Raw genomic sequence first — 16815 nt, forward strand, 5'->3', positions numbered from 1 at the left:
ACCTTCGCCTGACGCCCACCTAGGGTCTGCCTGAACCAGAGGAGGGCGTCATGGCAACCGGCAAAAACATCCGGACCTACTTTCAGGGCCAATGGCATGACGGGGATACTCCCATCATGCGCGCAGCGGATCATGGGGCCTGGCTTGGATCATCCGTATTCGATGGTGCCCGCTATTTCGACGGGTTGGCCCCTGATCTGCACGCCCATTGCGCCCGGGTGAACCGGTCCGCCGAAGCCCTGATGCTGACACCGACCATGACAACCGAACAGATGGTCGAATTGGTGCATGAAGGGTTGCAAGCCTACAGCCCTGACGCAGCTGTTTATATCCGCCCGATGTATTGGGGCATTGATGGCGACAGCACGGCAATCGTTCCGCAGGAAAACAGCACAGGGTTTGCCATCTGTCTGGAAGAAATCCCGATGGCACCGGAAACGGTTTCAGCCACGCTGTCGACCACGCGATTCCGTCGCCCGGTATTGGAATCGGCTGTGGTCAATGCCAAGGCCGGGTGCCTTTACCCCAACAATGCGCGCATGTTGCATGAGGCGCGCTCCAAAGGGTTCTCGAACGCTCTGGTCGCTGACGCGATGGGCAATGTGGCCGAAACGGCAACAGCCAACATCTTCATGGTCAAGGATGGCGAGGTCTTTACCCCGATCCCCAACGGCACATTTTTGGCAGGGATCACGCGGGCGCGACATATCAAGAATCTGCGCGAGGATGGTGTTACAGTTCATGAAACGGTCTTGGCTTTCGAGGATTTTCACCAGGCGGACGAGGTTTTCATGTCCGGCAATATGAGCAAGATCACACCGGTGACTGCGCTGGAAGACACACAGTTTCAGGTTGGTCCAATTGCCCGCCGTGCCCGCACACTTTACTGGGACTGGGCTGCAAGCGAACGCTAGTACATCGACATGAACGTGTCCGAGTTGCCAGCACGCAAACGCTCGGGCATGATCCCTTAAAATTGAAGAGGACACCCATGCGTAAGTTCTTAGTTGTTCTGGATGACAGCCGTGAATGCCTGAACGCAATGCGGTTCGCCGCGATGCGTGCCGCGCATACAGGTGGCGGAGTGACGATCTTGTCGGTTATTCCGCCGGACGAGTTCAATCACTGGATCGGTGTTGCCGAAACCATGCGCGAAGAAGCCCGGGAACGTATCCATGCCCATTTCGAAGTCTTCGCCAAATGGATGCGCGACAAACAGAACGTAGAACCTGAACTGGCCATTCGCGAAGGTGATCCGGTGCCGCAGATCATCGAACACGTTCAGTCTGACCCTGAGATCGGCGTTCTTGTTCTTGGGGCGGGGACTGACAAGAAAGGCCCCGGTCCGCTGGTAACCCAGCTCACAAAAAACTCTGGCAGCCTACCGATCCCGATCACGATTGTTCCAGGTGACCTGAGCAAGGAAAAGTTGGAAGAAATCACCTGAGGATCGAACATGGCGAAGACGTTGCAGTTCTGGTTCGACTTCGCCTCGACCTATTCCTATCTCAGCGCGATGCGGATCGAACAGGCTGCGCAGGACAAAGGCGTCCCGGTCGACTGGCAGCCTTTTCTGTTGGGTCCGATTTTCGCGGATCAGGGATGGCGCACGTCACCGTTCAACCTGTATCCGGCCAAAGGGCGCTATATGTGGCGCGACATGGAACGTCTTTGCGGCGCACGAGGGCTGCCGTTGGTTCGGCCTGACCCGTTCCCGCAAAACTCCCTCACCGCAGCGCGCCTGGCTCTGGCCCTTGCGCATCGCGAAGAACGGGCTTCCTTCGCAAAGGCTGTCTTCAGCGCTGAATTCGGGGGCGGGAGGGACATCTCTGACGAAGACGTGCTTGAGGATTGCCTGAAGATGGCGGGTCTGCCTGCGGCAGTGATAAATCGCGCAAAAGATCCGAGCATCAAGGCTGCGCTGTTCGAGCAATCCGCGCGCGCAAAAGCACTTGACCTGTTCGGCGCACCGACTTTCGTGGCAGGAACAGAGCTGTTTTGGGGGGATGACCGGCTGGATGACGCGATTCGTTACGCGGTCACAATTTAGAATCGTTCCAAATATTGACTTCTCCGACCCCTGAGCGCATATCAGAAACACCTCAGACGGAGCTGCCTCATGTTCATCCAGACCGAATCCACCCCAAACCCGGCCACGTTGAAATTTCTGCCCGGCCAAACGGTTCTTGAGGCTGGAACCGCGGATTTCCCGACAGCCGAGGCTGGTGACAAGTCCCCATTGGCCAAACGAATCTTTGCCGTAAACGGCGTGACCGGTGTGTTCTTTGGAAACGACTTTGTCACGGTGACCAAATCCGACGATGTTCAATGGGATCACATCAAACCTGCAATTCTTGGCGCAGTGATGGAGCATTATCAATCCGGCCAGCCCGTCATGGGTGCCGACGCGGCAGCGGCCTCGGGTCATGCCGAACATACCGGAGAAGATGCAGAAATCGTCAACCAGATCAAAGACCTGCTGGACAGCCGCGTGCGCCCGGCCGTGGCACAGGATGGTGGCGACATCACCTTTCATGGTTTTGATCGCGGCATCGTCTACCTGCACATGCAAGGTGCCTGCGCGGGGTGCCCGTCATCAACCCTGACACTGAAGATGGGTATCGAAAACCTGCTGCGCCATTACATCCCCGAAGTGACTGAGGTTCGCCCAGTTGCCGTCTGACCCGACGATCCTGGCATTTGATACATCGGCCGCGCATTGCGCGGCCGCTTTGTTGCGTGGCGGTGTGATCGCAGTATCCCGTGTCGAAGGCATGTCGCGGGGTCAAGCCGAACGATTGATGCCCTTGCTGCAAGAAGTGCTGACCGAGGCCGGTTGCGTATGGGCCGATCTGGACGCTATCGGTGTTGGGATTGGGCCCGGCAATTTCACGGGTATACGCATCTCGGTCTCTGCCGCCCGGGGCCTTGCATTGGGCCTTGGCGTCCCGGCGGTGGGCGTTTCTGGATTCGATGCTCTGATTGAACTGGCAGAAGAGAGCCAACTTCCAGCCATCCCTGCGCCGCGCGAACAGGTGTATGTACAACTTCCCGGAACCGGCCCTTGCCTTTTGCCCAGGGACGAGGCCGAACAGCACGGGTCTTTGTATGTCTGCTCCGACCCCGCATTGCAGGTACAAGCCGTTGCCAGACATGCCGCAAGACGATGGCGCAAGGTCAGTGCACCTCCGGCCCCGCTATATGTCAGACCTGCGGACGCAGCCCCGTCCCGAGATGTGCCGCCTGTGTTGCTGGACCAATGACGCCTTACGAGATGGCAGCGATACATGCAGCGGCGTTCACCCAGTCACGCCCATGGACTGCCGATGAGTTCGCCAGCCTTTTGGAGAACCGGTTCACTGATTACGTCGGGGATGACCGTTGCTTTGTCCTGTTTCAGGTGATCGCGGGTGAGGCAGAGTTGCTGACGATTGCGACTCACCCCGCGTTTCAAAGACAAGGGCTCGGGTTTCAGACCATGCGCAACTGGCACGACCGGGCAGTCACTTTGCAGGCAAACCGCGCTTTTCTGGACGTCGCTGCCGACAATGTTGCAGCAATCGCTTTGTACTGGCGATGCGGGTATCGCCAGTGCGGTCAGCGCAAGGGTTATTATTCCAGAAAAACAGGCCCAAATATCGATGCTCTCGTGATGGAACGCCGACTGCCCTAACGGCAACCAAAGATTTTTTAGACCATTTGGTCAGAAATCAATTGACCATCACGGTTGCAAACGTCCTTAATTCCCGCCATCACAACACTTATGCTCGCTAAAAGTGGGTAAACGGGGCTAATCTTACCTCGTGCCAACAAAAAAAATGGGAGACTTAAATGACCCTGATGAAATCCTTGATGGGTGCTGCCGCTGCTGTCGCTCTGACCGCAGGTGCAACTTTCGCCGAACCGGCGCTGATCTTTGACCTGGGCGGCAAGTTCGACAAATCTTTCAACGAAGCCGCGTATAATGGCGCGCAGCGTTGGGCCGATGAGACCGGCGGCGAGTACCGCGAGATCGAGATCCAGTCGGAAGCACAGCGCGAACAGGCTCTGCGCCGTTTCGCAGAATCAGGTGCTAATCCGATCATCACCATGGGCTTTGGTATGGCCGATCCGTTGTCGGCCGTTGCAGGCGATTATCCTGAAACCAAATTCGTGGCTGTCGACGTGAACTGGCTGGACATCCCCAACATCCGCCAGATCGGCTTTGCCGAGCATGAAGGATCGTACCTGGTTGGCATGATGGCAGCGATGGCATCGAAATCGGGAACCGTTGGCTTTATCGGCGGTATGGACATTCCGCTGATCCGCCACTTTGGTTGCGGATACGCACAAGGCGCCAAAGCCGTGAACCCGGACATCAATGTTGTCGCCAACATGACCGGCACCACCCCTGCGGCATGGAACGACCCGGTAAAAGGTTCGGAACTTACAAAAGCACAGATCAGCCAGGGTGCTGACGTGATCTATGCCGCGGCTGGCGGTACAGGTGTTGGCGTTCTGCAAACGGCAGCCGACGAAGGCATCCTGTCGATCGGCGTGGACAGCAACCAGAACCACCTGCATCCGGGCAAGGTCCTGACGTCGATGCTGAAACGTGTGGACGTCGCGGTGTATGACGCGATGAAAGCAGGTGACGCCGTAGAAACCGGCGTGTTCACCATGGGACTGGCCGAAGAAGGTGTAGGCGTCGCCATGGACGATAACAACAAAGAGCTTGTTTCGGTCCAAATGAACGATGCGGTGGAAGAAGCCCGCAAAGCCATCATCAACGGCGATATCACCGTTGTCAGCTATTACGAGAACGACAGCTGCCCCGCACTGCAGTTCTGATATCGCGCGGGGCGGAAGGAACCCTTCCGCCCCGCCATCCACTCTGCCATCCGTGCCACCTGCCGGATGGGCTTTTCGGCAGTTGAGGGTAAGACATGACCGTCCCCGCCATTGAGCTCAAAGGGATCTCCAAATCCTTTGGGCCGGTTCAGGCCAACAAAGACATCTCAATCAGCGTCGCCCCCGGTACGATCCATGGGATCATCGGTGAAAACGGTGCGGGCAAATCCACGCTGATGAGCATCCTCTACGGCTTTTACAAAGCCGACAAAGGTGAAATTTGGATCAACGGGACAAAGACCGAAATCCCTGACAGCCAGGCGGCTATCGCCTCGGGCATCGGGATGGTGTTTCAGCACTTCAAGCTGGTGGAGAATTTCACTGTTCTGGAAAACATCGTTCTGGGTGCCGAAGATGGCGGCCTTCTGGCTCCGTCTCTGGCCAAGGCCCGCAAAGAACTGAAAGAACTGGAAGAAGAATACGAACTGTTCGTTGACCCCGACAAACGCATTGATGAGATCGGTGTGGGGATGCAGCAGCGTGTCGAAATTTTGAAGGCATTGTATCGCAAGGCCGAGATTCTGATTCTGGATGAACCGACTGGCGTTCTGACCCCGGCAGAGGCTGACCAGCTGTTCCGTATTCTGGATCGTCTGCGGGCCGAAGGGAAAACGATCATCGTGATCACCCACAAGCTGCGCGAAATCATGGAAAACACCGATACCGTCTCGGTCATGCGCCGTGGGCAGATGACAGCTACGGTGAAAACTTTGGACACCAGCCCTGAAGAACTGGCCGAGCTGATGGTAGGCCGCAAGGTTTTGCTGCAAGTCGACAAGGTGCCTGCGACGCCGGGCAAACCCATCCTTGAGATCGAAAAGCTGAGCGTTTTCGATTCCGCCGGTGTTGAACGGGTCAAAGGTATCGACCTGACCGTGCGTGCCGGTGAGATCGTCGGTATTGCCGGTGTGGCGGGCAATGGGCAGTCGGAACTGCTGGAGGTTCTGGGCGGGATGCGTCCGGGACAAGGCTCGATCAAGCTGAACGGCGAACCGCTGGCCCTAAGCGGAGCCGGATCTGACGGTCAGGCGCGTCGTGCACAGCATATAGCGCATGTGCCGGAAGATCGGCAGCGTGAAGGCCTGATTATGGATTTCCACGCGTGGGAAAACGTGGCCTTTGGCTATCACCGGGACCCCGCTTATCAGCGGGGCCTGTTCATGGACAATGCCGCGTTGCGTGCTGATACCGAAGCCAAGATCGAGAAATTCGATGTCCGGCCACCGGATCCTTGGCTTGCAGCCAAGAGCTTTTCGGGTGGAAACCAGCAGAAAATCGTCGTTGCCCGCGAAATCGAGCGAAACCCTGACCTGCTGCTGGTCGGCCAGCCGACGCGCGGCGTTGACATCGGCGCGATCGAATTCATTCACAAGCAGATCGTAGCCCTGCGCGATCAAGGCAAGGCGATCCTGCTGGTTTCGGTTGAGTTGGAAGAGATATTCTCGCTGTCCGACCGGATCGCAGTGATGTTCGACGGGCATATCATGGGTGAACGGCTGCCCAATGAAACAGATGAAAAAGAACTTGGCCTGCTGATGGCCGGTGTTGCAGGAGAGGCCGCGTAGGATGGAAAAAATGCCTAAATGGGCCGATGTCGTTCTGATCCCGCTGATCAGTCTGATGCTGGCCGCTATCCTGTCGGCGCTGGTCATCCTCGCCATCGGAGAAAACCCCGTCGAAGCTGTTAAGCTGATGGTTTCGGGCGCGTTGGGGTCAACCTATGGCTGGGGCTATACGCTCTATTACGCGACGAATTTCATGTTTACCGGTCTTGCGGTCGCCGTCGCATTCCACGCCCGCTTGTTCAACATCGGTGGCGAAGGTCAGGCGATGCTGGGCGGTCTTGGGGTGGCCATGGCTTGCATTTACGTCGACTGGCCGCATTGGAGCATTGCATTGCTTGCGGCCTGCGCCGCATCAATGCTGTTCGGCGCGTTTTGGGCCGCTATCCCGGCCTATCTTCAGGCCAAGCGCGGCAGCCATATCGTGATCACCACGATCATGTTCAATTTTATTGCCGCTGCCTTTCTGAACTACATGCTGGTCAATGTCATGCGCCCGCAAGGGTCGCAGGACCCGGCAACCGCACGGTTCCCCGAATCCGTCCATCTGCCAACATTCCAGTCAATGTTCTCAACCGCAGAGAACGTGGTGTTCCGGGGGGCTCCGGTAAACATTACGTTCTTCATCGCTTTGCTGGCCTGTGTCGTCGTCTGGGCGCTGATCTGGCGGACCCGGCTGGGCTATGAAATCCGTGCTTACGGCCACTCAGAAACCGGCGCGGTCTATGCCGGCATCTCGCCGGTTCGCATTACCATTGTTGCGATGCTGATCTCGGGTGCGCTGGCAGGTCTGATGGCCATCAACAACGTTATGGGCGAGGCGGAGCGCCTTGTCCTGAACTCGACCGAGGGTGCTGGGTTCATCGGGATTGCAGTGGCCCTTATGGGGCGATCACATCCTTTCGGCGTATTGCTGGCCGCGCTTTTGTTCGGGTTCCTGTATCAGGGCGGGGCCGAGCTGGCACTGTGGGCATCGATCCCCCGCGAACTGATCGTGGTCATTCAGGCGCTGGTGATCCTGTTCACTGGGGCACTGGACAACATGGTACGGATGCCGCTTGAGAAACTGTTCCTTGGTATGCGGAAGAGGGCAGAGTAATGGACTTCTTTGTAACCCTCATCCAGGTTCTGGATTCGACCATCCGCCTTTCCACGCCGCTTTTGCTGGCCTGTTTGGCCGGTCTGTATTCGGAACGGGCTGGCATTTTCGACATCGGGCTGGAAGGTAAGATGCTGGTAGCCGCGTTCTTTTCTGCGGCTGTCGCGGCGGTTACAGGGTCAGTCTGGCTGGGCCTGCTGGCTGGTATCGGATCGTCACTGGTGCTGTCAGGACTGCACGGGTTGGCATCGATAACCTTCCGGGGCAACCAGCTGATCTCGGGTGTCGCCATCAACTTTCTTGCCTCGGGCCTGACGGTGCTTGTCGCCCAAAGCTGGTTCCAGCAGGGCGGTCGCACGCCCTCGCTCTTTGGTGGCGGCCGGTTCGAGCCTATCAATTTTCCATTTTCCGACGCGCTCGGAGGGGTTCCGATTGTCGGCCCGATCTATTCCGAACTGCTCTCAGGCCATTCCATCCTTGTCTATGTCGCATTCCTGATGGTCCCAGCGACATGGTGGGTGCTCTTCCGCACACGGTTCGGCCTGCGCCTGCGAGCTGTGGGTGAAAACCCGGCAGCGGTCGACACAGCAGGCGTGTCCGTGGTTGGCCTGCGCTTCGCAGCCGTCGCGATCTGTGGTGTACTTTGTGGTATTGCAGGTGCTTACCTGGCAACGGCTTTGCAGGCTGGGTTCGTCAAGGAAATGACCGCTGGTCGTGGCTTTATTGCGCTGGCCGCCTTGATCTTTGCCAAATGGCGCCCGTGGCACGCCATGTGGGCCTGTTTGCTGTTTGGCCTGCTTCAGGCGGTAGCACTTCGGTTCCAAAACATCGATCTTGGCGGCGTAGTGATTCCGGTCCAGGTGATGGACGCCCTGCCCTATATCCTGACAGTTGTTATTCTGGCCGGTTTTGTCGGCAAGGCCGTGCCACCACGGGCAGGCGGAGAGCCCTACATCAAAGAGCGCTGATAAGGCCAGTTCCGAATGGAGTTTCAGTCCTGTTCGCTGCAAGGCGGCATGCAGAGTTGATTTTGCATGCCGCAACCGTTCTAAGAGGGTATGCACGTATACCTTCCCATAGCCGAAGTTTCTGTCAGCCCATTCCTGCTGTTGGGGATCGGTGGGGTCGTCGGTGTTTTATCTGGCATGTTCGGTGTCGGCGGAGGATTTTTGATCACTCCGCTGCTGTTTTTTATCGGCATTCCCCCGGCGGTTGCCGTTGCGACATCAGCCAATCAGGTTGTCGCTTCTTCCATTTCGGGATTGCTGGCGCATCTCAGGCGCAAGACCGTGGACCTGAAAATGGGAAGCGTTCTGCTGACCGGAGGGTTGTTTGGCGCGGCCCTGGGTATGGTGGTTTTCAATTTTCTCAAGCATCTCGGACAGGTCGATCTGGCTGTACAGATTTGCTATGTCGTGTTTCTGGGGGCCATCGGAACCCTGATGTTCATTGAAAGCCTTGCCGCCATCCGAAAAGCCAGAAAGTCCGGGAATCAACCTGCCCCCAAGCGACGCCAGCGCACATGGGTTCACGCACTGCCCTTCAAGATGCGGTTTCGGGCATCAAGCCTGTACATCTCGGTCATACCACCTGCACTGGTCGGGTTTGGTGTTGGCATCCTGTCGGCGATCATGGGTGTCGGCGGCGGGTTCATCATGGTACCCGCGATGATCTATGTTCTTGGCATTCCGACAAAAGTGGTTATCGGGACATCCCTGTTCCAGATCATTTTCGTCGCCGGTTTCACAACCATGATACATGCGTCGACAAATTTCAGCGTCGACATAGTGCTTGCCCTGTTCTTGTTGCTTGGCGGCGTTCTGGGCGCGCAATTGGGGACGCAGATCGGTGCACGTCTGAAAGCCGAACAGCTGCGCATTTTGTTGGCGTTGCTGGTCATAGGCGTTGCCGGAAAGATCGGATTTGACCTTCTATTGCCGCCGTTGGAGATCTTTTCTCTGGCAGAGCCTGGAGGGGTATGATGTTGTTTTCCCCGTACCACGCGACAATAACCGCTCTTGAATTCGAGTTTGATAGAAGGCAAGCCAAGACCCAGCGCAAAGTGACGGTATCATGCATATTTACCTGCCCATAGCCGAAGTCTCGGTAAATGCATTTCTACTCCTTGGTCTGGGTGGAATGGTTGGAATTCTGTCGGGGATGTTCGGGGTCGGCGGCGGGTTTCTCATGACGCCGCTGCTGTTTTTCATTGGCATACCACCGGCTGTTGCGGTTGCGACAGAGGCCAATCAGATTGTTGCATCGTCCTTTTCCGGGGTGCTGGCCCATTTTCGACGAAAGACCGTTGACCTCAAGATGGGTACGGTTTTGTTGACAGGCGGTCTAGTCGGGGCTGCATTGGGCGTTGTTGTCTTTAACTATCTAAAAAGCCTGGGCCAGGTCGACCTTCTGGTAACCCTTTGTTACGTGGTCTTCCTTGGTATCATTGGCAGCCTGATGTTCATCGAAAGCCTGAGGGCGCTGCGCAAAGCCAAGAAAGGCGGGGCAGCTCCAGCCAAGCGCCGCCAACGTGGCTGGGTTCATTCGATGCCCTTCAAGATGCGCTTTCGCACATCAGGTCTTTATATCTCGGTCATTCCACCGGTTGTAGTTGGTCTAAGCGTCGGGGTCTTGTCCGCGATTATGGGGGTCGGTGGCGGCTTCATCATGGTCCCGGCGATGATTTACCTGCTGGGAATGCCCACGAAAGTCGTTGTCGGCACATCGTTGTTTCAGATCATCTTCGTAACCGCATTTACCACGATGCTGCACGCGACCACCAACTATACAGTGGACATTGTCCTGGCGGTTTTGCTGCTGGTCGGGGGCGTCATTGGCGCCCAGATCGGAACCGTAATCGGTTCGCGCATGCCGGCAGAACAACTACGCGTTCTGTTGGCGGCGCTGGTTCTGGTCGTCTGCGGCAAGCTGGCCCTTGATTTGCTTCTTGAACCATCCGAGCTTTATTCGCTTGGCAACAGCGGGGGGCATTAAGAATGCTGCGCTATGTCTTTGCCGCTTTGTGCCTGTTCTGCCTGCCCGCCGCAGCCGATGAAGAGCAGGTCGTCCTGGGCCTCAGCCAGGATCGTGTTGCGATCACTGCCGACTTTGACGGGTCTGAGATCCTCATTTTCGGGGCCATCAAACGGGAATCACCCATTCCGCCAGGCCCACCAGTCGCGGTTATTGTAGCGGTTGCAGGCCCGTCCGAGCCCGTAACGGTTCGCCGCAAAGAGCGAAAGCTTGGGATTTGGGTAAACACCGATAGCGTTCTGGTCGACCTGGCACCAAGTTTCTACGCAGTTGCCACCAGCGAACCGTTGGATCAAATTCTGACCGATACCGAAGACCTGCGTCACCGCATTTCGATCGAACGCGCGATCCGGTCGGTCGGAGCGGCGATGCACATCCGTGGTGCTCAGGATTTTGCAGATGCCGTGATCCGTATCCGTGAATCTGAACAGCTGTATTCCATCCGCGAGAACACTGTGGCCGTGGACGAACAAACCTTGTTCCGGACGTCAATTGACATGCCTGCGGACCTGACCGAAGGGGATTACTCAGCTCGGATCTTCCTGACCCGCGGAGGAGAGGTTGTATCGCAATACGAAACCAAAATCGACGTCCGCAAAGTCGGGTTGGAGCGGTTTCTGTACAATATGTCCCGTCAGCAACCCGTTTGGTACGGGCTGATGTCATTGGTTATCGCAATTGCCGCGGGTTGGGGCGCGTCGACAGCGTTCCGACTGTTGCGGGAAAACTGACACTCACCCCCTGCCGATATAGGGCATGGTCGTGGCCATGACCGTCATGAACTGCACATTCGCCTCGGGCGGCAGGGTGGCCATATGCAGAACGGAACGCGCGGCATCTTCAACCGCCATGGTTGGGTCCGGCGTCTGGCCTGCCGCCTGCGCCGCATCCACCAGATCCTGAACCATCTGCGTGCGTGCATTGCCGATATCGATCTGACCACATGCAATTCCAAAGGATCGCCCATCCAGTGAAAGGCTGCGCGTCAGCCCGGTAATGGCATGTTTGGTCGCCGAATAATGTACAGAATTCGGGCGCGGAACATGCGCAGCAATCGAGCCGTTATTGATGATCCGCCCGCCCTGCGGGCTTTGATGACGCATGATCCCAAAGGCCTCGCGCGCGCATAGAAACATACCGTTCAGGTTGACGTTGACGGTTTGATACCAATCGTCCAGCGCGATTTCGTCGACTGTGCCGCCGCGGGCAAAAATACCAGCGTTGTTAAACAGAACATCAAGTCGCCCTGTCCGATCCATGAAGGCGTGGAACGCCTGTTTGACGGCGTCCGGGTCGGTCACATCTGCGGGTAATGCTATGGCCGCCGGGTATTCCTGCGCGAGGGCATTCAGCTTGTCCGCGCTGCGCGCCAGCAGCCCGACCGTCCAGCCCTGCACCAGAAAAAGCTCGGCGGTGGCCCGACCTATGCCAGAGCTTGCACCAGTTACGATGATGGAACCCATGTCTCTTCTGTCTCCAGTGTGAGTGAAACTGCGGGGACCGCGCGCAAATCATCAATCTGCAACGGGTGGGTGGGTTTCGACAGCCGGTTACGGACCACCCAGATCAAACGCTCTTGTGCGCGGGTAATCGCAACATAAGCCAAACGCTTCCACAAAGGTTGCCCGGCCTCGGAACGGCCCATACGGGCCGCGGCGTAAATGTCAGGGGCAAACACCTGAACCGTGTCCCACTGTGATCCTTGTGCCTTATGTATAGTCACCGCAGCCCCGTGCAAAAACGTCGCCCCCATGCGGGCAGCAAAAGGAATGAAGGGCTCTTCCTCATCCGGTTTTTCGATCTGGACAATCGATGCAGCACTGACCTGAGGGTCTTCGGCCCCCATCACATGCAAGCGCGAAAACCCAGGCTTACGACCGGGACCAAGATAAACAACCTGGGCCCCTTTGATCAGGCCGCGCGCCTCAAGATCCAACCGCTTCTTGCGGTGCTTCAACGGCAACTCGATCCCGTCGCAGATCAGCGGCTCGCCTTCCAAAAGCTCCGTATCCGGTGCACCATGAACCTGCCTGAACGCCTGTATCAAACGAATGCGCGTGGCGTTACGCCAGACCAGAACCGGGCTGCGCGCCATCAGATCAACTTCGACCCGCTGCCCCCAAACGACCCTGTCATCCCGGCGGGCGGTGTCTTCGACCAAACGCTCAAATTCTTCAAATCCCATCGACGGATTGGCAAGAGCGTGCGCCAGGTCCAGGATCGGGTTATCCGCGTCTTGCCGATGTACCCGCTGAAGCGTCAGCTTTCGTGGTTCGGGCAAGGCTTCAAACACCATGCTACCGGACTGATTGACCGGAGCCAGCTGTGCGGGATCACCGAACAGCAGAAGGGTCGGGAATATCTCTTTCAGGTCTTCGAACTGACGATCATCCAGCATCGACGCCTCGTCGACAAACCCGATGTCCAGCGGTTCCTCGCGGCGTTTCCAACCTGTAATGAAGTCCGAACCGCGCAATCCGGCAGCGGCCAGCGCTCCGGGAATCGATTTGTTGTTACGATAAAACGCAGCAGCACGGTCCAAAGCTTCGTCTGTCAGACCTTCGATCTCGGGGCGCTCATCATTTCCGGCCAGCCACTCGGCGATACGCTCGTATTCCGGGTCATAAACCGGCGTATAAAGGATGCGGTGAATAGTAGTTGCCGGAACACCGCGAAGGCGCAGAACACTTGCGGCTTTGTTTGTGGGGGCCAGAATGGCAAGGCTGCGCTTGTCTCTGGATTTACGACTTTCGTAGTCACCGGACACGACCTGAACACCGGTCTCCGCCAGCGCTTTGTAAAGTTCGGCCAGTAGCAACGTTTTGCCGGACCCGGCCTTGCCGATGACAGCCATCACGCCAGACTTCCCTGCCCCCGGCAGTTTGAGAAGGGCATCGTCCTCCAGGTCGACACCGGCTGAGCGCAGCATCTCGGCGATGCTGTCATACGCGGCGGCCTGATCATCTGAGAAGGTCACGTTGGGCAAAGACATGGCGCGACCCTACAGGGCCGCGCCAACCATCACCAGATGCGGAATTGCGTTTTCCGGTCCTTAGGCAGACAAGGCAAATCGGTGCAGTTTGGATCGCCCGAAAGCCGCCTTGAACCACATGCGCGAAAGCTCACGCGGGATCCCTGCCCGTTCAGCCACGCGGTTGCAATCATCCGCTGAATAGGGCCACAACCCAACCGAGATCTGGTCACGCCCTTTGCCTTGGGTTCCAAGAACCTTGGGGGACGACCCGATCAGACGATAGATCCGGATCATGCGGGCATCAAAAACACCGGCAATATGCGTCAGGCCAAAGCCTTCCATCATCTCGCCCCCGCTTAGCATGATGGCCCCGGCAGTGTGCGGGCTGGCTGTGCGGGACAGGCAGAACCGGGTCACCTCCCAGATCAGCGGGCTGCAAATCGGCTTGCCGCCGTTGAGATGCCCAAACACCTCATTGATCATTACCCGGCCTGTTGTCGGCAATACCCGCATCGACCCGCCATGGCTGCCATCCGGTTCTTCCCAGATGACATAAAGCGGGTTGAGGTCGTCGTACTCATCCCGCTCTTCTCCTTTTTTGTTGACATGGACATCCCACCCCAACCGGGTTTTGAACTGATCTGCGCGATCCTTGAACATCCCCTCAGCCAGAGTCGGAAATCTGTGTAACTCATCGGCATATAGATAACGCAACATGACTATTCCCCTTGTCGTCCTGTGCAGGAACGAAGGGGGTACAGAGTCGTGGTTAATATTGCGTTTTGAGGACGCTCTGGCCTTAAACGACTATTAATCCCCGGCTGAGTGCCGTTGCGATTGCGTGGGTCGTGTTAAGGGCACCGAGTTTCGACCGGGCGCTTTCAATGTAAACGCGTAGCGTGTGTTCGGAAATCGACAGGGAATGCGCCACCTGAGCACGGCTGTAACCCAGTGCCAAAAGGGTAATGGCGTCGATTTCACGGGGCGACAGGCCGCGCGTGGCATCCGGTTGCCTGTCCTTTTCAAACTCCAGCGCTTTGCGGTTGATGTAGTGCGCAACAAGAATCAACTCACGCCCGTAGGTCGAGATGAAGGTCTGCCAGGTTTGATCGTCGCAGCTGTGGTTAACGGTAAAAAGAGCGAACTGACCGTTTGGCCCTCGGATCGGGATCGAGTATCCCTGATTGCCGACCCCATGGTCGTGGGCATCCTGAAGGAATGATTTGGCCACCTTGCTGGACCAGTCCAGAGACTTCCAGTCAACTGGGTGAAATCGCTGGAAACACCCCAGAATTACAGGGTCGATACGATGATAGTTTTTTTCCCTGTATCGTTCGTCCCAGGCGTCTGAGTAGGTCGTATAGCCGTATTGGTCCCCCGCGCCGTCAACCCAATGATATGTCAGATGTGCGACCTTTAAAGTGTCTCGCAGACACTCGGCAACGATGCTGAGCTCTTCAAGCGTGCTGGTGTTTTCCAAATCCTGTAGGATTTGCCCCAAATCGGTTTTCGTTCCCATCCGCGGGCGCCCGTGCCTCGTTCTTCAGGGACGCAATCTCGGCCGCGGCAATCAGTCTTGTATCATCAAGCTGTTCTGCAAGCGCGCTCAACCCATTCGCAACGGCGAACGCATTGAGGTCCGATAGTACGTCCAATATCCACTCATTTTGCGCCATCAGGGTCTCTCTGAAACAGTTAACGAAGCGTTAACACAACCATAACATGTATGATCTTTTTCGACCTATTCACCGGTTTCTACTCCCCAAAAATAGCGGGAGTAAGAATCGCAAGCATTTGAAACCATGAAAAAGGTCTGCAAACAGCAAACCACCCGCGAACCGGCAGTGCGATTCGCGGGTGGTTTTTGTCTAACGTCCTTAACTTTATCAGCCTGCGTCCAAAACTTCTTCGAGAGTGCGCAGCCCGGTACGCGGCGCCTGAACAAGCACAGACATGTTGCCCGGCTTGTGTTCATTCCGCAGCATTTTCATATGTGCTTCCGGTAGGTCGTTCCAGGCAAACACCTCGGACATACAGGGATCCAGGCGGCGCTCGACCATCAGCTTGTTCGCCGCCGCCGCCTGTTTCAGATGGGCAAAATGCGAACCCTGCAGGCGTTTCTGGTGCATCCACATGTAACGCACATCGAATGTGCAGTTGAACCCGGACGTCCCCGCACAAATCACAACCATGCCGCCTTTTTTCACCACGAAAGTCGAGACCGGGAAGGTGCTCTCGCCCGGATGCTCGAACACCATGTCGACATTGTTGCCCTTGCCGGTGATGTCCCAGATTGCCTTGCCGAATTTGCGGGCCTCTTTGAACCACTCGGCGTATTCGGGCGTATTGACCGTGGGCAGTTGACCCCAGCAATTAAAGTCGCGGCGGTTCAGAACCCCCTTTGCGCCCAGACCCATGACGAAATCACGCTTGCTTTCGTCCGAGATCACCCCGATCGCGTTTGCCCCGGCTGTGTTGATCAACTGGATTGCATAAGATCCCAGACCGCCCGAGGCACCCCAGACCAGAACGTTCTGACCCGGTTTCAGGTCATGCGGTTCGTGACCAAACAGCATACGATAAGCTGTCGCGAGTGTCAGCGTGTAGCAGGCCGCTTCTTCCCAAGTCAGGTGCTTGGGGCGCGGCATCAACTGCTGAGCCTGCACGCGTGTGAACTGGCTGAATGAGCCGTCAGGTGTTTCATAGCCCCAGATCCGCTGGCTGGTCGAATACATTGGGTCGCCGCCGTTGCATTCTTCGTCGTCGCCATCGTCCTGGTTGCAGTGGATGACAACTTCGTCGCCAACCTTCCACCGCTTGACCTTGTCACCAACGGCCCAGACGATACCCGATGCATCAGAGCCCGCGACATGGTACGGTGCCTTGTGGCCATCAAAGGGGCTGATCGGCTGGCCCAGTGCAGCCCAGACACCGTTGTAATTAACGCCTGCAGCCATCACCAGAACAAGCACCTCATTGCTGTCCAGCGTGGGTACATCGACCACTTCCTGCTGCATCGCAGTGTTTGGCTCGCCATGGCGTTCCTTTCGGATGGCCCAGGCGTACATTTGTTTCGGGACATATCCCATCGGAGGGATCTCACCCATTTCATAGAGGTCTTTTTCGGGTGCCTCATACGACGCGATACCGGTTTCGGTGTCCAAAGCCATGCTGGCCTCCTTTTTCAATACTTTTGCCGCGCCGCAGAATCGCGCGCTTTATCAGATGAAATATTGGCCATCGCGAAATATTGCAAC

Annotated in this window: 18 protein-coding genes; 13 read left to right on the forward strand and 5 right to left on the reverse strand. The window is 56.9% G+C overall.

Going from position 1 to position 16815, the window contains the following annotated elements:
- The first annotated feature begins 50 nt into the window (after positions 1-50).
- The 13 genes from ACR0DS_RS08545 to ACR0DS_RS08605 all read left to right on the forward strand — a co-directional run bounded on the left by ACR0DS_RS08545 (position 51) and on the right by ACR0DS_RS08605 (position 11315).
- Positions 51-914: a branched-chain amino acid aminotransferase gene (locus ACR0DS_RS08545; RefSeq protein WP_480558837.1), complete on the forward strand. Its 864-nt coding sequence runs from the start codon at positions 51-53 to the stop codon at positions 912-914.
- A gap of 77 nt (positions 915-991) precedes the next feature.
- Entirely contained in the window at positions 992-1447 is a 456-nt protein-coding gene (locus tag ACR0DS_RS08550; protein ID WP_267366250.1) for a universal stress protein, read from the forward strand.
- Positions 1448-1456: 9 nt separating this feature from the next.
- Positions 1457-2050, forward strand: coding sequence for a DsbA family protein (locus ACR0DS_RS08555; RefSeq protein ID WP_480486674.1), 594 nt, complete (start codon positions 1457-1459; stop codon positions 2048-2050).
- A 69-nt stretch (positions 2051-2119) separates the two neighbouring features.
- A complete protein-coding gene (locus ACR0DS_RS08560; RefSeq protein WP_267366253.1) occupies positions 2120-2683 on the forward strand; it encodes a NifU family protein in 564 nt (187 codons plus the stop codon).
- Entirely contained in the window at positions 2673-3263 is a 591-nt protein-coding gene (tsaB, locus tag ACR0DS_RS08565) for a tRNA (adenosine(37)-N6)-threonylcarbamoyltransferase complex dimerization subunit type 1 TsaB (protein ID WP_480558835.1), read from the forward strand. The genes ACR0DS_RS08560 and tsaB overlap by 11 nt, the downstream gene beginning before the upstream one ends.
- A gap of 11 nt (positions 3264-3274) precedes the next feature.
- Positions 3275-3673 (forward strand): GNAT family N-acetyltransferase, encoded by a 399-nt coding sequence (locus tag ACR0DS_RS08570; RefSeq protein ID WP_480616723.1) that lies wholly within the window; start codon positions 3275-3277, stop codon positions 3671-3673.
- Positions 3674-3831: 158 nt separating this feature from the next.
- Positions 3832-4830, forward strand: coding sequence for a BMP family lipoprotein (locus ACR0DS_RS08575; protein ID WP_480486668.1), 999 nt, complete (start codon positions 3832-3834; stop codon positions 4828-4830).
- 95 nt (positions 4831-4925) lie between these two features.
- On the forward strand, positions 4926-6455 hold the full coding sequence (locus ACR0DS_RS08580; RefSeq protein WP_480558831.1) for an ABC transporter ATP-binding protein: 1530 nt from the start codon (positions 4926-4928) through the stop codon (positions 6453-6455).
- Position 6456: 1 nt separating this feature from the next.
- The gene (locus ACR0DS_RS08585; RefSeq protein ID WP_480558829.1) at positions 6457-7551 is read left to right on the forward strand and encodes an ABC transporter permease; all 1095 of its coding nucleotides are present in this window, start codon (positions 6457-6459) and stop codon (positions 7549-7551) included.
- Positions 7551-8519 (forward strand): ABC transporter permease, encoded by a 969-nt coding sequence (locus ACR0DS_RS08590; RefSeq protein WP_480558827.1) that lies wholly within the window; start codon positions 7551-7553, stop codon positions 8517-8519. Before ACR0DS_RS08585 ends, ACR0DS_RS08590 begins: the two co-directional genes overlap by 1 nt.
- 90 nt (positions 8520-8609) lie before the next feature.
- Entirely contained in the window at positions 8610-9533 is a 924-nt protein-coding gene (locus tag ACR0DS_RS08595; protein WP_480506749.1) for a sulfite exporter TauE/SafE family protein, read from the forward strand.
- A gap of 91 nt (positions 9534-9624) precedes the next feature.
- Positions 9625-10545: a sulfite exporter TauE/SafE family protein gene (locus ACR0DS_RS08600; RefSeq protein ID WP_480475128.1), complete on the forward strand. Its 921-nt coding sequence runs from the start codon at positions 9625-9627 to the stop codon at positions 10543-10545.
- A gap of 2 nt (positions 10546-10547) precedes the next feature.
- Complete coding sequence (locus ACR0DS_RS08605) at positions 10548-11315, forward strand: TIGR02186 family protein (protein WP_480483180.1); 768 nt, start codon at positions 10548-10550, stop codon at positions 11313-11315.
- A 3-nt stretch (positions 11316-11318) separates the two neighbouring features.
- Here the strand turns inward: ACR0DS_RS08605 and ACR0DS_RS08610 are convergent, their stop codons facing one another.
- From ACR0DS_RS08610 to ccrA, 5 genes are all read right to left on the reverse strand, one after another.
- Entirely contained in the window at positions 11319-12047 is a 729-nt protein-coding gene (locus ACR0DS_RS08610; RefSeq protein ID WP_480486666.1) for an SDR family oxidoreductase, read from the reverse strand.
- The gene (locus ACR0DS_RS08615) at positions 12029-13576 is read right to left on the reverse strand and encodes an ATP-dependent DNA helicase (protein ID WP_480558825.1); all 1548 of its coding nucleotides are present in this window, start codon (positions 13574-13576) and stop codon (positions 12029-12031) included. Before ACR0DS_RS08615 ends, ACR0DS_RS08610 begins: the two co-directional genes overlap by 19 nt.
- Positions 13577-13636: 60 nt before the next feature.
- Positions 13637-14275 carry an acyl-homoserine-lactone synthase gene (locus tag ACR0DS_RS08620; protein ID WP_480475120.1) on the reverse strand — a complete coding sequence of 213 codons (639 nt, stop codon included), beginning with the start codon at positions 14273-14275 and terminating at the stop codon, positions 13637-13639.
- A gap of 82 nt (positions 14276-14357) precedes the next feature.
- The gene (locus ACR0DS_RS08625) at positions 14358-15077 is read right to left on the reverse strand and encodes a helix-turn-helix transcriptional regulator (RefSeq protein ID WP_209506490.1); all 720 of its coding nucleotides are present in this window, start codon (positions 15075-15077) and stop codon (positions 14358-14360) included.
- A gap of 367 nt (positions 15078-15444) precedes the next feature.
- Positions 15445-16728 (reverse strand): crotonyl-CoA carboxylase/reductase, encoded by a 1284-nt coding sequence (gene ccrA, locus ACR0DS_RS08630; RefSeq protein ID WP_480475116.1) that lies wholly within the window; start codon positions 16726-16728, stop codon positions 15445-15447.
- Between the last annotated feature and the right edge of the window lie 87 nt (positions 16729-16815).

The sequence above is a fragment of the Ruegeria sp. AF5 genome (assembly GCF_056541905.1).

What these genes read in the sequence shown, in the direction of transcription:
- ACR0DS_RS08545 (WP_480558837.1), top strand. Translation starts at nt 51, where the DNA reads ATGGCAACCGGCAAAAACATCCGGACCTACTTTCAGGGCCAATGGCAT.
- ACR0DS_RS08550 (WP_267366250.1), top strand. Translation starts at nt 992, where the DNA reads ATGCGTAAGTTCTTAGTTGTTCTGGATGACAGCCGTGAATGCCTGAAC.
- ACR0DS_RS08555 (WP_480486674.1), top strand. Translation starts at nt 1,457, where the DNA reads ATGGCGAAGACGTTGCAGTTCTGGTTCGACTTCGCCTCGACCTATTCC.
- ACR0DS_RS08560 (WP_267366253.1), top strand. Translation starts at nt 2,120, where the DNA reads ATGTTCATCCAGACCGAATCCACCCCAAACCCGGCCACGTTGAAATTT.
- ACR0DS_RS08570 (WP_480616723.1), top strand. Translation starts at nt 3,275, where the DNA reads ATGGCAGCGATACATGCAGCGGCGTTCACCCAGTCACGCCCATGGACT.
- ACR0DS_RS08575 (WP_480486668.1), top strand. Translation starts at nt 3,832, where the DNA reads ATGACCCTGATGAAATCCTTGATGGGTGCTGCCGCTGCTGTCGCTCTG.
- ACR0DS_RS08580 (WP_480558831.1), top strand. Translation starts at nt 4,926, where the DNA reads ATGACCGTCCCCGCCATTGAGCTCAAAGGGATCTCCAAATCCTTTGGG.
- ACR0DS_RS08585 (WP_480558829.1), top strand. Translation starts at nt 6,457, where the DNA reads ATGGAAAAAATGCCTAAATGGGCCGATGTCGTTCTGATCCCGCTGATC.
- ACR0DS_RS08590 (WP_480558827.1), top strand. Translation starts at nt 7,551, where the DNA reads ATGGACTTCTTTGTAACCCTCATCCAGGTTCTGGATTCGACCATCCGC.
- ACR0DS_RS08595 (WP_480506749.1), top strand. Translation starts at nt 8,610, where the DNA reads ATGCACGTATACCTTCCCATAGCCGAAGTTTCTGTCAGCCCATTCCTG.
- ACR0DS_RS08600 (WP_480475128.1), top strand. Translation starts at nt 9,625, where the DNA reads ATGCATATTTACCTGCCCATAGCCGAAGTCTCGGTAAATGCATTTCTA.
- ACR0DS_RS08605 (WP_480483180.1), top strand. Translation starts at nt 10,548, where the DNA reads ATGCTGCGCTATGTCTTTGCCGCTTTGTGCCTGTTCTGCCTGCCCGCC.
- ACR0DS_RS08610 (WP_480486666.1), bottom strand. Translation starts at nt 12,047, where the DNA reads ATGGGTTCCATCATCGTAACTGGTGCAAGCTCTGGCATAGGTCGGGCC.
- ACR0DS_RS08615 (WP_480558825.1), bottom strand. Translation starts at nt 13,576, where the DNA reads ATGTCTTTGCCCAACGTGACCTTCTCAGATGATCAGGCCGCCGCGTAT.
- ACR0DS_RS08620 (WP_480475120.1), bottom strand. Translation starts at nt 14,275, where the DNA reads ATGTTGCGTTATCTATATGCCGATGAGTTACACAGATTTCCGACTCTG.
- ACR0DS_RS08625 (WP_209506490.1), bottom strand. Translation starts at nt 15,077, where the DNA reads ATGGGAACGAAAACCGATTTGGGGCAAATCCTACAGGATTTGGAAAAC.
- ccrA (WP_480475116.1), bottom strand. Translation starts at nt 16,728, where the DNA reads ATGGCTTTGGACACCGAAACCGGTATCGCGTCGTATGAGGCACCCGAA.